Raw genomic sequence first — 18,191 nt, 5'->3', positions numbered from 1 at the left:
AACACTCTTTAAACGAGCCCGCAAAATAATCTTGTGAAATATAGGGTTATGTCTATTCATGTAAAGAAACGCAAAAGGCCGCGAGGATCGCTCCCCGCGGCGTTGTTTTACGCAATTAACAGCTGATGGTTCGCCAGCAGCGTTGCCAGATCCGTCTGCACGCCGTTCAGGGTCACCAGGGTGGTTGGCGAGAACTGACCGCCGGTACCGTCCAGGTCAACCTGGATCTCGGTATTGCTGCCGTTCTGCACCACGCGGATGTAATCGCTGATATTGCCCGCGCTGCTGTCCAGCGTGGCCACACCGTTCACGTAGCTCGCCGAGCCCGTGCCGGTATAGCCGCTGCCGGAGAGCAGATCGCGCAGGTCGATGCGATCCGTGTCCGCGGTCCCTTCCCAGGTGCCGACCGTAAAGCCGTTCACCACGTCGTGACCGTTACCGCCCGTCGCATCCGAGGCGTTGATCAGCTTGTAGAGCAACGTATCGTGACCGCCGCTGCCGATGTTGAAGGTGTCGTTCCCGCCTCGGCCTTCGAACTGGTTATCACCGCTGTTGCCGGTAATGACGTCGTCGAAGTTCGAGCCGTTGATCCCCTCAATGTTGAGCAGTCGTGACGTACCGAACCCGGTGTCCTGCGCAGTTGAAAGGCGCAGGTCAACGGTCACGCCGGAGGTCGCATTGCGGTAATCCACCACGTCCATCCCACCGGTGTTGCTCCAGGTGTCGTAGTCGGAATGGGTATTCCAGCCGCCGGAGCCGTTGTAGGTATAGGTGCCATCTTCTGCGATAAAGGTGTCGTTATACCCGGTTCCGGTAATGGTCCCGCTGTGGCCCCCGGTGGCGGCTTCGGCCGTCAGGACATAGCCCTCTTTGCCGTTGCCCGCCTCCAGGCCGCTCCATGTGACGTTATCCGACACGCCGTTGGTGATCTTCAGGATCTCCGCCGAATAGGTTTCATTCGGATCCAGCCCGAAGAAGCTCACCAGCGCAGAGGTATCGTTCGAACCGATACCGGACTGGGCGTTGATGATCTGCGAGGCCACCAGCACGCCCGCGGCGTTGTACAGATTGACCGTGTTGCCGTAGTAGGCGTTGATGCCCTCGCTGTCGACAATGTGCAGGTGCATCGCGGTACCGTCAGCAATTTTGGCGCTGTTTTGCACCAGCACCACCTTGCCGTTCTGCTGCGACACCAGCAGATCCTTCGCGCCGTCCCAGTTGTAGTCCACTGCCGCCACACCGGTGGCGTAGGCAATACCGGACGCCAGCTGGCTTGAGGTCCAGGTAGAACCGTAACCGTTGTTAGTGAACAGCGTCGCCGTCTGTGAACCGCCGTAGGTGCTGAGCTTGATGATGTCCATCTGCCCGTCCCCGTTCCAGTCCACCGCCACCGACAAATACCCCGCCGTGGCGTTAGAGGCTTCCACCGCGCTCTTGGTGGCAGAGAGCTTCCCGGTACCGTCGTTGTAGTAGATCACCCCTCCGTTGTTGTTGTAGCTGCTGCCCAGGTACAGATCCATGTAGCCATCGCCGTTGAAGTCCGCCCACGTCATCGACGCCGCCGTGGTGGTATTCGAGGCGTTCCCTACAAACACGTTGGTCAGGTTCTGGCCGATGGAGAGCGTGCCGTTGCCGTTGTTGTTGATCACGGTTAACGAGTTCGCGCCGCTGCGGTTGGTGTGCTGAACCACATCCACGGTGCCGTCATTGTTAATATCGACGCCGGAGATTTCACGCATGGTGGTGAACTGTCCCCAGAAACCCGCGCCGCCGTAGGTGCCGTCAGGCGAGAGTACCCCGTTGTTGTTGATCAAATAGGTAATGGAGTCCGCGCCTGAGTCACCGTACGCCAGATCCAGATAGCCATCGCCGGTTTTATCGTACGCAATCACGCCGCCGTACCAGATGGTGGTGCCCATTGCCAACTGGCTGGCGTTATAGGTGCTGCCATCATAGGTCCACATCACCTGCGTAGAGCCCGAATAGGTGGTCTCCGTCGCGAAGATATCCTGCGTGCCGTTACGGTCAAAGTCGGCGGCGGTCTGGCTCACCACGTAGTAGTTACGGGTATTGGTCAGCGTATTGCCGGCATAGGTCGAGCTATCGCTGCTGGAGTAAGACTGACCGTTAGCAATGATATTCCACAGACCGCTGCTGTTGATGCCGAAGGTCATGGTCGAGTTGTTGCTGTTCCCCGCCGTGGTCGCCCAGTCGGTATTCACCGAGGTGGTATCAATCACCAGGCTGCCCGTCGCCGTACCGGTGGTATTGCCGTTACCCGCGCTGCTCTTCACCTGCGCCGTCACGCTGTAGCTCGCCACGCTCAGGGCGTCGCCGTCCGGGATCTGCAGATACCAGGTGTTATGATCCGGGTCGACCACCACCGCGCCGCCGGTCTGGGAGGTGTAGGTTTTTCCGTTCACCGTTACCACCAGGTATTCACCGTTCACCAGGTCAGCGGAGACGGTACCGCTGACGATCGGCGTGGTATCCGACGTGGTCTGCGCGGTAATCGCCACCGTGGTAGTCGGGATGCTGGTATCCACGTTCAGCACGAAGCCATCGGATTCCGTGTAGTTACCGGCCCTGTCGGTGACGCGCACAATGTAGATGTGATTGCCGTCGCTCAGGCCGTTGTCCTGGAAGGACCAGCTTGCGCTGCCGTTCATCGTCACCTGGCCGAGCAGGACGCCGTCACGGTAGAGCTGAACAATTTCACCGTCATCCGGAGCGCGGTTAAGCGTCCCGTTGATCAGCGGCGCGTTATCGTCCGTTGCCACCGTACTGCCAAAGGTACCCTGACGCTCGCCTTCGCCGTCGGTATAGCTCACTACGCTGCCGACCGTGGTAGGCGGCGTGGTGTCCACCGTCACCACCTGCGACGCGGTGGAGCCGACGTTGCCCGCCTGGTCGATAATCCGCACCTGGTAGGTGTAGTCCCCGTCAGGCAGATCGCGGGTATCGGTGTAGCTCCAGCGCTGGTTGGTGACCGTGGCATCTGACCAGGTATTCCCGCCGTCCAGGCTGATCTGTACGCGCTCGTCGTTTGCCAGCGCGCTGCCCAGCGAACCGTTGATGGTCAGCGTGGTGTCCATGGTGATGAAATCACTGCCGGACTGTCCGGTATCTTCGCTGATGCTGTCGATGGTGATGCCGTACTGCGGCGCCTGGGTATCCACCGTCACCGCCTGCGAAGTGGTTGCCCCAACGTTGCCTGCCTGGTCAACGACCCGCACCTGATAGTTATGGCTACCGTCGGTCAGGGTACGGGTGTCGCTGTAGCTCCACTGCGTACCGCTTACGGTGGCGTACACCCAGGTGCTGCCGCCATCCACGCTCACCTGCACGAATTCACCCGCGCCGAGTTCTGCGCCGAGCGTTCCGTGCAGCGTGTACGAGGTCGAACTGGTCAGGAAGTCGTTATTGTCGAAGCCGGTATCCACGGTGATGTTATCCACGGTCACTGTAATCGCTGCATCCGGCGCGACCGTATCGACGGTCACCTGCTGATGGGCGCTGGCGCCCACGTTGCCCGCCGCATCCACAACGCGAACGTAGTAGTCATAGGTCTGATTACCCAGCGTGCGACCGTCCACGTAGTACCAGCTGTTGCCGGTGACAATCACGTTTTGCCAGGTAACGCCACCGTCGATGCTGATCTGGGCATACTCACCGTCCGCCAGCGTCGCGCCGAGCGAGCCGTGCAGGGTCAGGGACGTATCGTTAGTGATAAAGTCGCTGCCGCTCAGACCGGTATCGTCGCTGATGCTATCGATGGCGATAGTTTTACTGGCGTCCGGTGCAACCGTATCAATGGTCACCACCTGGCTGGCGGTGGCGCTGATATTGCCCGCGTCGTCAATCACGCGCAGCTGGTAGTTGTAATCCCCGTCGGCCAGCGTGCGGCCATCAACGTACGTCCAGCTCAGGCCGCTGACGCTGACGTCGATCCAGGTAACGCCGCCGTCCAGACTGATCTGCGCGTGGTCGCCGCTGCCCAGCGCCGCGCCGAGCGTCCCTTTCAGGCTGATCTGGTTGTCGCTGGTGATAAAGTCGCTGCCGGACAGGCCGGTATCCTGGGTGATGGAATCGACCGTAATCGTCGTAGCCGCTGGCTTCGTCAGGTCAATCACCACGTCCTGGCTGTCCGTCGCCCCGACGTTGCCCGCGTTATCGATAACGCGCACCTGGTACTGGTACGTACCGTCCGTCAGGGTGCGACCATCGGTGTAGCGCCAGCTGGTGCCGGTCACGGTCAGGTCAATCCAGGTGGTGCCGCCGTCAAGGCTGATCTGCGCCTTTTCGTTATTGCCGAGCTGCGAGGTCAGCGAGCCGTTGACCACCACCTGAGCGTCGTTGGTGATGAAATCACTCGCGCTCAGGCCGGTGTCGTTTTGCAGCGAATCAATGCTGATGCCCATCGACGGCGCGGTGAGATCCACCGTGACGGTGTGGTTATCGCTGGCGCTGTTGCCGATGGCGTTGCTGACCTGCGCGTTAATCACGTACGAACCGCCGTCCGCCAGCGCGGCCACGTCTGCGCTGCCCAGCGTGTAGCTCCAGGAGCCGTCATTCTGCACGGTCGCCGTATAGGTTTTACCGTTCAGGGTGATGGTCACCGTCTGGCCCGCCGGGGCGTCGGTGGTGCCGCTGATAATCAGCGGCGTTCCGTGCTCGGCGGCGTTGACGATATCGTCCTGCGCAAAGGTGTTAATGGTGATGGTTGGGACATCGCCGTTCAGCGTCACGGCGTGCGTTGCGCTGCCCGGGTTGCCCGCCCTGTCGCTTACTGAAGCGGTGATGGTGTAATCCCCGTCGCTCAGGCCGAGGAAATCGCGGCCCGGCACGAAGACCGACCACGATCCGTCCGCCCCGACGGTTGCCTGATAGCTGTGCCCGTTGAAGGAGACGGTCACCGTCTGGCCCTGTTCCGCCGTGGTGGTACCACGGATCGTCTGGCCCGCCAGCTGCTCCGCGTTGTTGACGATATCGTCATCGGCCACGGTGCTGATGGTTACGATTGGCGCGACGGTGTCTACCGTTAAGGTATGCGTGGTCTGGCCGCCGTTGCCGGCTTTGTCGTTGACCGATGCGGTGACCGTCAGCGCGCCCTGGCTCAGGGCGGCCAGATCTGACGCCGGCACGTCGAGCGTCCAGGTGCCGTCGTTTGCCACGGTTGCGGTGTAGGTCTTACCGCCCAGGGAAACGGTGACGCTCTGGCCCGCCTCCGCGCTGGAGGAGCCGTGCACGGTCAGCGGCTGCTGCGTTTCAAGCGCGTTCAGCATGTCGTCGCCGGACAGCGTCGCAATGCTCACGACCGGCGCGGTGGTATCCACGCTGATGCCGTGCGTCGCCGACGCGCTGTTGCCCGCGCTGTCCTGCGCCGACACAGACACCTGATAGCTCGCGCCATCCGCCAGGGCACCCACGTCGGCGGCCGGAACGGTGGTCGTCCAGCTGCCGTCGTTCTGGATGGTGGCCGTATAGGTCTTGCCGTTCAGCGTCACGGTGACCTGCGTCCCGCTGGCGAACTGGGCGCTGGAGCCGTTAATCACCAGTGAACTGCCCGCTTCTGCCGCGTTAATGACGTCATCGCCGCTGATGGTGTTAACCGTCAGCCCGACCGATGCAGTATTGACCTCCACATCGTGGGTGCGGGTGCTGCTGTTGCCCGCGCTGTCGGTAATCGTCGCGCTGAGGGTCACGGTGCCGTCGGTCAGCGCGGAAATCACGCTGGCCGGAACGCCCACGCTCCAGTTACCGCTGGCGTCAACGGTGGTGGTGTACTGGTTCGAACCGATGGTGATGACCAGCTTATCGCCGACGCTCGCGCCGGTTGCCGTACCGCTGACAATCTGCGCCTGCCCGTGCTCCACGCTGTTGATGACGTTATCGCCCGCGACAGCGTTAAAGCTGACGGTCGGCGGCGTGGTATCAAGCGTAATCGTCTTGCCCGCGCTGCCCGGGTTACCCGCGGCGTCGCTCACGCTGGCCTGCACGGTGTAGCCGTTATCCGCCAGTGCGGACAGGTCTGTACCCGGCACGTTCACGCTCCAGATGCCGCCCTGCTGCACCTGCGCGGTATAGCTCTTACCGCCCAACGTCACGGTGACCGTCTGCCCGGCTTCCGCCGTGGTGGTACCGGAGACGGTCACGCCCGCAGCCGCTTCGCTGGCGTTAATCACGTTATCACCGGCCACCGTATCAATGGTCACGGCAGGCACGGTCGTATCCACGCTGTACTCGCGGCCCGCCGAGGCGCTGTTGCCGTGCGCGTTGGTGACGTTCACCTGCACGCTGGCATCGCCCTCTTTCAGGCCCGCGAGATCCGCAGACGGTACGGTTGCCGTCCAGTTACCGTCGGCGTCCACTTTCGTGGTGTACGTCTTGCCGCCGAAGGTAACGGTAACGGTCTGGTTTTCCTCCACGTTCGAGGTGCTGCCCGAGAGCACCAGATCCGCGCCTTTCTCCGCCGCGTTAATAACGTCGTCGGTGGCAATCACATCGATACTGACGGCAACGACAGACAGATCGACGGTGACATCGTGGCTGATGGTCACCGGGTTGCCCGCCGCGCTCTGGCCAGCAACGGTCACGGTGACCGTGCCCGCAGCAAGGGCACCAACGTCTGCCGCCGGGATCGCCGCGCTCCAGCTGCCATCTGCCAGCACGGAGGCCGCATAGGTTTTGCCATTGACGGTCACGGTGAGCGTGGTGCCCGCCGCGAGCCCGTCGCTGGAGCCGGTGATAATCAGGTTCTGTCCGTGCTCGATGCTGTTGATCACATCGTCGCCCGCCACGGTATCAATGCGCAGACCCGGCAGGCTGGCGTCTATAACGATTTCGCGCTCGCCCGCGCCAGTGTTGCCGTGGCCGTTGGTGACGGTCGCCGATACGGTCAAATTGCCGTTGCCCAGGGCTGTCAGGACGGATTCCGGCACGTTAACGGACCAGGTCAGATCGCTCTGCACCGTTGCGGTGTAGCTGTTGCCGCCGATATTCACGGTTACCGTGTTGCCCGCTTCCGCGTTCGCTACCTTACCGCTGATGGTCTGGCCTGCCGCCACTTCCGCCGCGTTGATGACGTTATCGCCCGCCACGGTGTTGATGGTGACGGTTGGCAGCGCGGTGTCCACCAGAAGGGTCGCCGTATTGCTGATGCTGTTGCCCACGCCGTTGGTGGCGGCGACGCTCAGGGTGTAGTTCGCTTCGCCCAGCCCCGCCAGATCCGCTGCCGGAACGGTCAGGCTCCAGGTGCCGTCTGCCGCCGTCGTGGCCGCGTAGTTTTTACCGTTCAGGGTCACGGTCACCACAGTGCCTTCCGCCAGGTTGGCGCTGGTGCCGCTGACGCTCAGGTCCTGGCCTTTCTCCACCGCGTTCAGCACGTTGTCGCCGCTGATGGCGTTGAACGCCACGGACGGCAGGCCGGTATCGACGGTCACGTTATGCGTGCCGGTGCCGGTGTTGCCCGCCGCGTCGGTGACTGACGCAGTAACGGTTACGGTGCCGTCGCTGAGGCCGGAAATGACGCTGGCCGGTACGCCGACGCTCCAGTTGCCCGCCGCGTCCAGCACGGTGGTGTACGTCTGGCCGCCAATCGTGACGGTGACCTTATCGCCCGCCGCCGCGCCGGTGGCGGTGCCGCTGACGATCTGCGCCTGAGCGTGCTCAGCGATGTTAATCACATCGTCTCCCGCCACGGTGTTGATGGTCACCGCAGGCACGGTCACGTCGACCGTCAGAGTGTGATCAACCGACGCCGGATTGCCCGCCTTGTCGCTGACGCTCGCCGTCACGGTGACGCTGCCGTCGCCGAGCGATGCCAGATCCGCCGCCGGAACGTTCAGCGTCCAGCTGCCGTCCGCGCCTGCGGTTGTGGTGTAGTCTTTGCCGTTCAGCGTCACGGTCACGGTCTGGCCCGCTTCGGCGGTGGTGGTGCCGGAAATGGTCAGATCGGACTGCGCTTCTGCGGCATTCAGAATATCGTCGGATGCCAGGGTATTGATGGTCACGGACGGCGCGGTGGCATCCACGCTGTACTCACGGCCCGCCGACGCGCTGTTGCCGTTCACGTTAGTGACGCTCACCTGCACACTGGCGTCGCCATCCTTGAGGTGTACCAGATCCGCAGACGGCACGGTCCAGGTCCAGTTACCGCTGTCGTCTACTGTCGCGGTATAGATTTTGCCGTTCAGGCTGATAGTCACGGTCTGCCCGGCTTCCACGTTGGTGGTCGCACCGGACAGCACCAGATCCGCGCCCTTCTCCGCCGCGTTAATCACGTCGTCGGTAGCGATGGAATTGATGCTGATGGCAACGGTCGCCAGATCCACCGTCACGTCGTGGCTGATGGTAATCGGGTTGCCCGCCGCGCTGTCGCCGGTAACGCTGATTTTGACGGTGCCTTCCGGCCACGCGTTCACGTCGGTGGACGGGATCGCCGCACTCCAGGTGCCGTCCGCCAGCACCGTCGCCGCATAGTCTTTACCGTTGACGGTCACCGTCAGCGCCGTGCCCGCCGCCAGCCCGTCGCTGGAACCGGTGACAATCAGGTTCTGCGCGTGCTCAATGCTGTTGACGACATTGTCGCCCGCCACGGTATTGACGCGCAGGCCCGGCAGGTTAGCGTCAATGGCAATGTCGCGCTCGCCGGAACCGGTGTTGCCGTGGCCGTTGGTGACGGTCGCCGTCACGCTCAGGTTGCCGTTGCCCAGGGCGGCCAGCACGTCAGACGGCACGTTCACGGACCAGGTCAGATCGTCCTGCACCGTTGCGGTGTACGTGTTTCCGCCGAGGGTGACAGTCACGGTGTTACCCGCTTCGGCATTCGCCACGGTGCCGCTCAGGGTCTGGCCCGCTGCCACTTCCGCCGCGTTAATGACGTTATCGCCCGCCACGGTGTTGATGGTGACGGTCGGCAGCGCGGTGTCCACCAGCAGGTTCGCGGTGTTGCTCACGCTGTTGCCCACGCCGTTGGTGGCGGTCGCGTTCAGGGTGTAGTTAGCCTGGCCGAGGCCGGCCAGATCGGCGGCCGGAACCGTCAGGCTCCAGGTGCCGTCTGCCGCCGTTGTCGCCGTGTAGTTTTTACCGTTCAGGGTTACGGTCATCACGGTGCCTTCCGCAAGGTTGGCGCTGGTGCCGCTGACGTTCAGATCCTGACCTTTTTCTGCCGCGTTCAGAACGTTATCGCCGCTGATGGCGTTGAAGGCCACCGATGGCAGCCCGGTATCCACGGTCACGTTATGCGTGCCGGTGCCGGTATTGCCCGCCGCGTCGGTGACTGACGCCGTGATGGTCACGGTGCCGTCGCTGAGGCCGGAAATCACGTTCGCCGGTACGCCCACGCTCCAGTTACCCGCCGCGTCCAGCACGGTGGTGTAGGTCTGGCCGCCAATCGTGACGGTGACCTTATCGCCCGCTGCCGCGCCTGTGGCGGTGCCGCTGATGATTTGCGCCTGGCCGTGCTCTGTAATGTTAATGACATCATCACCCGCAACGGTGTTGATGGTCACCGCAGGCGCGGTGATATCTACCGCCAGGTTGTGATCCACGGACGCCGGGTTACCCGCTTTATCGCTTACCGATGCGGTGACGGTCACGCTGCCGTCGGTTAACCCAGCCAGATCTGCCGCCGGAACGTTCAGCGTCCAGTTGCCGTCTGCGCTGACGGTTGTGGTGTAGTCTTTACCGTTCAGCGAGACGGTGACCGTCTGGCCCGCTTCGGCGGTGCTGGTACCGGATACGGTCAGATCGGCTTTCGCCTCCGTCGCGTTCAGAATGTCGTCCGTCGCCAGGGTGTTTATGGTCACGGACGGCGCGGTCGCATCCACGCTGTACTCGCGGCCCGCCGAGGCGCTGTTGCCGTTGACGTTGGTGACGCTCACCTGCACGCTGGCGTCGCCGTCTTTCTGGCCCGCCAGATCGGCTGATGGCACCGTGGTCGTCCACTTGCCATCGGGGCCTACGGTCGCGGTATAGCTCTTGCCGCCGAAGATGATGGTGACGGTCTGGTTTTCTTCCACATTGCTTGTGGTGCCGGAGAGCAGCAGATCCGCGCCCTTCTCGGCCGCGTTAATCACATCATCCGTGGCGATGGCGTCAATGCTGATGGCGACGCTTGCCAGATCCACCGTCACATCGTGGCTGATGGAAACCGGGTTACCCGCGCTGCTCTGGCCCGTGACGGTCACGGTGACCGTGCCTGCGTTCAGCGCGCTGACGTCTGCCGCCGGAATAGCCGCGCTCCAGGTGCCGTCGGCCAGCACGGTCGCCGGATAGGTTTTGTTGTTTACAGTCACGGTCAGCGTCGCGCCCGCTGCAAGGCCGTCGCTGGAGCCGGTGATAATCAGGTTTTGAGTACGTTCGATGCTGTTGATCACGTCGTCACCCGCCACGGTATCCACGCGCAGGCCCGGCAGGTTAGCGTCTATCACGATTTCGCGCTCGCCCGTTCCGCTATTGCCCACGTCGTTGGTAACGCTGGCTGACACGGTCAGATCGCCGTTACCCAGCGCGGTCAGCACGTCGGACGGCACGTTCACGGACCAGGTGAGATCGCTCTGCACCGTTGCGGTGTAGCTGTTGCCGCCAATCGCCACAGTCACGGTGTTGCCCGCCTCAGCGTTCACCACCTTACCGCTGATGGTCTGGCCGGCTGCCAGCTCCGCCGCGTTAATAACGTCATCACCCGCGACGGTGTTGATGATAACCCCCGGCAGAACGGACTCGACGTTCACGGCGTGCGACGCGCTGGTGCTGTTGCCAACGCTGTCCGTCGCCGATGCGGTGACGGTGTAAAGCGCCTCGCCCAGTTGACCTACCTCGCTAGCCGGAACGGTGGTGGTCCATTTTCCGTTGCTGTCTACCTGCGCGCTGTACGCTTTGCCGTTCAGCATCACGGTCACCACCGCGCCCGTCGCCAGGCCGGAGGCCGTACCGGAGATCGTCAGTTCCTGGGTTTTCTCGGTATTGTTGATCACATCGTCACCGGAAACGGTGTCGATGGTCAGCACCGGCGCGGTCAGGTTCACCTCCACGCCGTGCGTGGCGCTGTTGCTGTTGCCCGCCTTATCGGTCAGCGCCGCGGTGATGGTGTAATCCCCGGCGGTGAGAGCGGTAACGTCTGCCGCAGGTACGCCCACGCTCCAGTTGCCGGAGGCGTCCAGGGTGGCGGTGTACGATTTGTTATTGAGGGTAACAGTGACCACGTCGCCCGCAGCCGCGCCGGTCACGGAACCGGTGACAATCAGGGCCTGCGCGTGCTCGACGCTGTTGATCACGTCGTCGTCGGAAACGGTGTTAATGGTCAGTTGCGGGACGGTGGTATCGACCAGCACGTCGCGATCCGCAGAGGCCGGGTTGCCCGCCTTATCAGACACGGCGGCGCTCATGGTGTAGTTGCCGTCGGTAATACCGCTCAGATCCGCGGACGGCACGGTCACGCTCCAGCTGCCGTTTGCCTGCACGGTGGTGGTGTAGTCCACGCCGTTCAGCGTCACGGTGACCGTCTGGCCCGCTTCGGCGTTGCTCACGCCGTTAACAACCAGATCCTGCTGCGCTTCGGCCGCATTGATGATGTTGTTGTCGCTGACGATCTCGATAGACACCGTCGGCGCGGTGGCGTCCACGCTGTACTCGCGGCCTGCCGACGCGCTGTTGCCGTTCACGTTGGTGACGCTCACCTGCACGCTGGCATCGCCGTCCTTCAGGCTGCCCAAATCGGCAGACGGTACGGTCGCCGTCCAGTTGCCGCTGGCATCCACGGTCGCGGTGTACGACTTGCCGCCGAAGGTGATGGTGACGGTCTGGTTTTCTTCCACGTTGGTGGTCGAGCCGGACAGCACCAGGTCCGCGCCTTTCTCCGCCGCGTTAATCACGTCGTCGGTGGCAATCGCATCAATGCTGATGGCGACCGCCGCCAGATCCACCGTCACGTCATGGTTGATGGAGACCGGGTTGCCCGCCGCGCTATTCCCCTCGACCTTCACGGTGACCGTGCCTGCGCCGAGCGCGCTGACGTCTGCCGCCGGAATGGCCGCCGTCCAGGTGCCGTCCGCCAGCACCGTTGCGGCGTAGGTTTTGCCGTTGACGGTGACTGTTAACGCCGCGCCCGCTGCCAGGCCGTCGCTGGAGCCGGTGATAATCAGGTTCTGAGCGTGCTCAATGCTGTTGATGACATCGTCGCCCGCCACGGTATCTACGCGCAGGCCCGGCAGGTTGGCGTCAATGGTGATGTCGCGCTCGCCGGAGCCGGTGTTGCCGTGGCCGTTGGTGACGCTGGCTGACACCGTCAGATCGCCGTTACCGATGGCGGTTAAGACCGTGGACGGCACGTTGACCGACCAGCTCAGATCGTCCTGAACGGTGGCAGTATACGTATTGCCGCCGATTGAAATAGTGACAGTGTCACCGCTCACCGCACCGCTCACTTTGCCGCTAAGAGTCTGCCCGGCAGCCACTTCCGCTGCGTTAATGACATCGTCCGTGGCAACAGGGTTGATGGACACCTGCGGCAGCGCGCTGTCGACCAGCACGTCATGGCTGGCGCTTGCGCTGTTGCCCGCCGCGTCGGTCACTGCTGCCGTCACGGCATAGTTCGCTTCGCCCAGCGCAGCAACGTTTGCCGCCGGAACGGTGACGCTCCAGCTGCCGCTGGCGTCGGTAGTAGCGGTGTAATTGATGCCGTTCAGGGTCACCGTAATGGTGGTACCCTCAGGCTGGTTGCTGGTACCGGACACCTGCAGATCCTGGCCCTTCTCGACGGCGTTAATCACGTCGTCAGCCGCCAGGGTATTGATGGCAATGACCGGCGCGGTCAGGGAGACGTCAAACTCGTGCGTCGCGTTGGTGCTGTTACCGGCTTTATCGGTGAGGGTCGCGGAAATCGTCTGGTCGCCGTTTGTCAGCGCGCCCACGTCCGTCGCCGGAACGCCCACGCTCCAGCTTCCGGACGCGTCCAGCATGGCGGTGTAGTCTTTGCCGTTCAGGGTGACGGTAATCACGTCGCCCGCCTGCGCGCCCGTCACCTTACCGGAGACGATCAGCGCCTGGCCGTGCTCGGCAATATTCACGATGTCGTCGCCCGCAACGATGTTAAAGCTAATCTGCGGTACGGTGGTATCCACCAACACGGAAGCATCCGCGCTGGCCGGGTTGCCGGCTTTATCGGAAACGGAAGCGGTGACCGTGGCGCTGCCGTCGGAAATACCCACCAGATCGGCTGCCGGAACGTCCAGCGTCCAGCTGCCGTCCGCCTGAACCTGCGCGCTGTACTGCTTGCCGTTGAAGTTCACGGTGACCGTCTGGCCCACCTCAGCAGTAGAGGTCCCGCTCAGGGTCAGATCCTGCGCCGCCTCTGCCGCGTTCAGCATGTTATCGCCGCTGATGGTGTTAATCGTGACCGTCGGCGCGGCGGTATCGACGCTGAATTCCTGCGCCGAAGACGCCGCGTTGCCGTTGACGTTAGTGACGCTCACCTGCACGCTGGCGTCGCCGTCTTTCAGTCCGCTCAGATCGGCTGCCGGAACGGTGTACGTCCAGTCGCCGTTGGCATCCACCATCGTGGTATAGGTTTTACCCGCGAAGGTGATGGTTACGGTCTGACCCGCTTCAACGTTGGACGTGGAGCCGGAAAGCACCAGGTCCTGGCCTTTTTCCGCCGCGTTGAGCACGTTATCGTCGGTCACGCTGCTGATGGTGATGGCGACAGGCGCGAGATCGACGTCCACGACGGTGCCGATGGTCACCGGGTTGCCGGAGGCATCCTTTGCGCTGGCGCTGATGGTGAGCGAACCGTCCGCCCACTGGGACACGTCCGCTGCTGGTACCGCGGCCTTCCAGGTGCCGTCCGCCAGCACGGTGGCGGAATAGGCATTGCCGTTGATGGTCACGGTCACTGTGCTGCCCGCCGCCAGATCGGTGCTGGTGCCGGACACAATCAGGTTCTGAGCGTGTTCAATCACGTTGATCACGTCGTCACCTGCGACGGTATCAATACGCAGTCCCGGCAGCTGGGCGTCGATGGTGAAGTCCAGCGAAGACGAACCGGTATTGCCGTGCGCGTTGCTAACGCTGGCGGATACGGTCAAATCGCCGTTGCCAAGCGCGGTTAGCTGGCTCTGGGTTAACGGCAGGCTCCAGGAGAGATCGTCCTGCACGGTTGCAGTGTATGTCTGGCCGCCAAGAGTAATCGTGACAGTGTCACCTGGCGCCGCATTCGTCACCTTGCCGGTCAGGGTTTGCCCTGCAGCCACTTCCGCCGCGTTAACGACATTGTCACCCGCCAGCGCGTCGATCGTTACAACCGGCAGCGAGCTGTCCACCAGCACTTCGTGTGAGGTTGAGGCGCTGTTGCCCACGCTATCGGTGACGCTCGCCGTCACGGTGTAATTCGCTTCGCCCAGCGCGCTGACCGCGGCCGCAGGCACGGTCACGCTCCAGTTGCCGCTGGCGTCAGCGGTGGCCGTATAGTGGATACCGTTCAGGGTCACGGTAATGGTCGTGCCTTCCGGCTGGTTGCTGGAGCCGGAGATCTGCAGATCTTCGCCTTTCTCCGTCGCATTGATCACATCGTCCGCCGCCAGCGTGTTAATGCCGATAGCTGGCGTCACGGTATTCACCACCACGTCCAGTGAGCTGCTGCCGGTATTTCCGGACTGGTCGGTCACGGAGACGTTAATGGTCCAGGTGCCGTCCGCCAGCCCCTGCACGACGGACGCGGGCAGGCCGAGGCTCCAGTTGCCCGCCGCGTCCACCACGGTGGTGTAATCCACGCTGTTAATGGTGACAGTCACAAGATCGCCCGCTGCCGCGCCGGTGACGGAGCCGCTCAGGATCTGCGCCTGTGAATGGGCGAGCTGGTTAACGGTGTTGGTGGCGGTGACAAAGTCGTTAATGGTTACCTGCGGTACGGTTGCGTCCACCAGACCCACGCGATCGGCGCTGCTGGTGTTGCCCGCCACGTCGCTGACGGTTGCCGTCACGGTAACAATGCCGTCTGCCAGCGCGCCCACGTCGGCCGCGGGCACGCTCAGTTGCCAGGTTCCGTCCGCCTGGACGGTGGTCTGATAGTTTTTGCCGTTCAGCGTCACGGTGACCGTCTGGCCAGGTTCCGCCGTGCTGCTGCCGCTTAACGCTAAATCCTGCTGCGCTTCCGCCGCGTTGATAATGTTGTCGTCGGTCAGGTTATCGAGCGTAATCGCCGGAGGCTGCGTATCCACCGTGACCACGCGCGCGGCGTCCGCGCTGTTGCCGCTGATGTTAGTGACGCTGACGCTCACCTGCGCGCGCCCGTCAATCAGCGTTTCCATGGCGCTGGCGGGCACGGTCAGGCTCCAGGAGCCATCCTGCTGCACCTGCGCGGTAAAGGTCTGGTCGGCAAATTTCACCACCACGGTTTGCCCCGCCTCCACGCCCTGCGTCTGGCCGGAAAGGGTTAAATCACTGCCTTTTTCAGCCGCATTCAGCAGGTCATCGCCGGAGACGGTATCAATGGTGACCGCCACGGCGTTGAGATCGAGTTCAATCGGGTGTTCAGCCGCAACGGTATTGCCCCAGGCATCTTTTGCGCTGACGCTAACCGTCACCTCTCCCGCCGTCCAGGCCTGCAGGTCCGCAGCAGGAACACCAATGCTCCAGCCGCCGCTGGCAGTAACCACGGCGTTATATTCGACGTTGTTAATGGTGACGACGATCGTCGTGCCCGCGGCCAGGTGGGTGCTGGCGCCGGTGACGGTCAGGTCCTGCTGCTGCTCGATGGCGTTGATAACGTCATCGCCGGAAATGGTGTTTACGCGCAGCCCCGGCAGTTCCGCATTGATATTGATATCGCGCTCGCCGGTGCCGGTATTACCGTGCGAATTGGTCACCGATGCGGTGAAGGTTAAATCACCGTCGCCAAACGCCTGAAGATCCGCTGACGGGATTTTCACGCTCCAGGTCAGATCGCTGCCCACCGTGGCGCTGTAGCTCTTGCCGCCCACGGTAACAGACACCGTATCGCCCGCCGCCGCGCCGGTAACGCGACCGCTGAGGGTTTGGTCCACGCCCGCTTCGGCGTTATTGACCAGGTTGTCGCCCGCAAAGGTGTTGATAATAACCTGCGGAAGCACGGTATCCACCAGCAGCGTCGCCCCGGCAGAGCCGCTGTTGCCCACGCTGTCGGTGCCGCTGACGCTGACGGTGTAAAGGGTGTTCGCCAGATTGAGGACGTCGGACACCGGCACCTGGACCGCCCAGATACCGTTTTCGACGGTAGCGTGATAGCTGACGTTGTTCAGCGTCACGGTGACGGCGCTGCCGTCCGGCAGGTTGCTGGTTCCGGTCAGGCTCAGCGGCTGCATCGCCTCCCGGGCATTCAGCACGTTGTCCTGGCTGATGGCGTCAATCGTGAATTCCGGCGGGTTGCCGCTCAGCGAAATGCCGTGCGTGGCGCTACCGGTATTCCCCGCCGCATCAGTGACGGAGACGGCAATGGTGTGGTTGCCCTCACCCAGCGCGCCGATGACGGAGGCAGGAACGCCCACGCTCCAGCTGCCGTCTGCCTGTACTACGCCGGTGAAGATCTGGCCGCCAACGGTCACGGTGACGACATCCCCTGCCGCCGCGCCGCTCGCCTGCCCGGAAATAATCTGCGCCTGGCCCTGCTCGCCGGTGTTCAGAATGTCGTCACCCGCGACAGTATTGATGGTGACAACCGGCGCGGTGGTATCCACCGTGAAATCTGCGGTCACGGACGAGCCGTTGCCCGCTTTGTCACTGACGTTCACCGTCAGGGTATGGTTTCCCTCATTAAGGGCCTGCACCTCGCTGGCCGCCAGCGTGACGGACCAGGTGCCGTCGCTGCCCACCGTGGCGTTATAATTTTTGCCGTTCAGCGTCACCGTCACAATCTGCCCGGCTTCCGCGTTGGTTTTGCCACTCAGCGTCAGCGGCTGGTTGTGCTCGGCGGCATTAATGATGTTGTCCTGCGCGAGTGTATCGACGGAGAGGGTTGGCGCGGCAGTATCCACGCCAATCGTCTGGCTTCCGCTCACGGTATTCCCCGCCGCGTCTTTGCCGCTGACGTTGACCGTCCAGGTGCCGTCGCCGAGCGCCTGCGCGTCTGCCGCAGGGACGTTAACGCGCCAAGCGCCGTCTGCCCCCACCTGAGCGGTGTAGGTTTTACCGTTCAGCGTCACGGAGACGTCGGTTCCCTCAGCCAGATGCTGGCTGCTACCGGAGAGCGTAAAGCCTGCGGACTGCTCGCTGGCGTTAATCACGTTGTCCCCCGCCGTTGTTGCCAGCGTAAGCGTGGCCTCGGCCGTAGAGACGGTGACGGTGATGCTGCCCGCAGAGGTGGTTTTACTGCCGTCGATCTGCACCACCGACCAGGTGTGCTCTCCGTCGGCCTGGGTCGGAAGTTTTACCGTCCAGGTACCGTCTTTACTGACCATCGCGCTGGCGATGGTGCTACCGCTGCCGTCTTTAATCTGGATGGTCGCGCCCGGCTGACCGGTACCGCTAAAGGTCGGCGCGTTGTCGTCCGTGATCGCGTTTGCGCTCAGTACTCCCTGCTTGTCGCCCACCTTGTCCGACAGCAAAAAGGTCGGCGTGGCGCTTTCTACTTCCTTCGTATTATCAATAACTTTGGTTTTTGTTTCGCCATCTCCGCCGTGGGCCAGCAGGGCGCCAATAGCACCACCGCCTAATGCCGCCCCTGCAATCCAGCCCCACGGCGCATCGCTCAGGACGCTTCCCTGCTCCAGGAAGGGTTCAATGCTGCTAATGGGTGTGGCCTGCGCGGATAATTCAGTGACGGCAACGCCTGACGCTTCACCGGCATCGGCAAAAGAGATATGAGACAGCTCCTGCCCGTCGTTGAACACCAGCTCTGACTGATGTTGGGTGTCAGGATCTTCGACAAAATAGTTATTGCAGCGAATAACGCTGCCGTCCTTCATATAAATGAGAAGGTCTTTACCCTGGCGGACATAACGCACCACGTCCTGAGCAGAGCCCTGAATTTCAATCACGCTCGGCGATGAAATTGACACCGACAGATTTCCTTCGCCGGTTAATTTCGTTTTCTCCGCCGTTTTACGAATGATGACATCAACAACCTTTACGTTACTCATATTCTTCTCCTTGCAGGTGTACGGATTCCTGTGGATATGTCCACCAGACGGATGTAGCTATCCCTGGGAAAAAACACC

The 18,191-nt window shown here is 62.5% G+C and carries 1 protein-coding gene; it reads right to left on the bottom strand.

Annotated elements, in window-relative coordinates; translation table 11 throughout:
- Positions 1-107: 107 nt before the first annotated feature.
- Complete coding sequence (locus AB8818_RS02060; RefSeq protein ID WP_192982423.1) at positions 108-18,113, bottom strand: Ig-like domain-containing protein; 18,006 nt, start codon at positions 18,111-18,113, stop codon at positions 108-110.
- Positions 18,114-18,191 lie beyond the last annotated feature (78 nt).

The sequence above is a fragment of the Enterobacter sp. KB-280D8 genome (assembly GCF_041399405.1).
GTDB classification, from domain to species: Bacteria; Pseudomonadota; Gammaproteobacteria; order Enterobacterales; family Enterobacteriaceae; genus Enterobacter; species Enterobacter cloacae_N.
The sequence above is the reverse complement of the archived record's forward strand: the minus strand, read 5'-3'. Positions and strand labels throughout refer to the sequence as shown.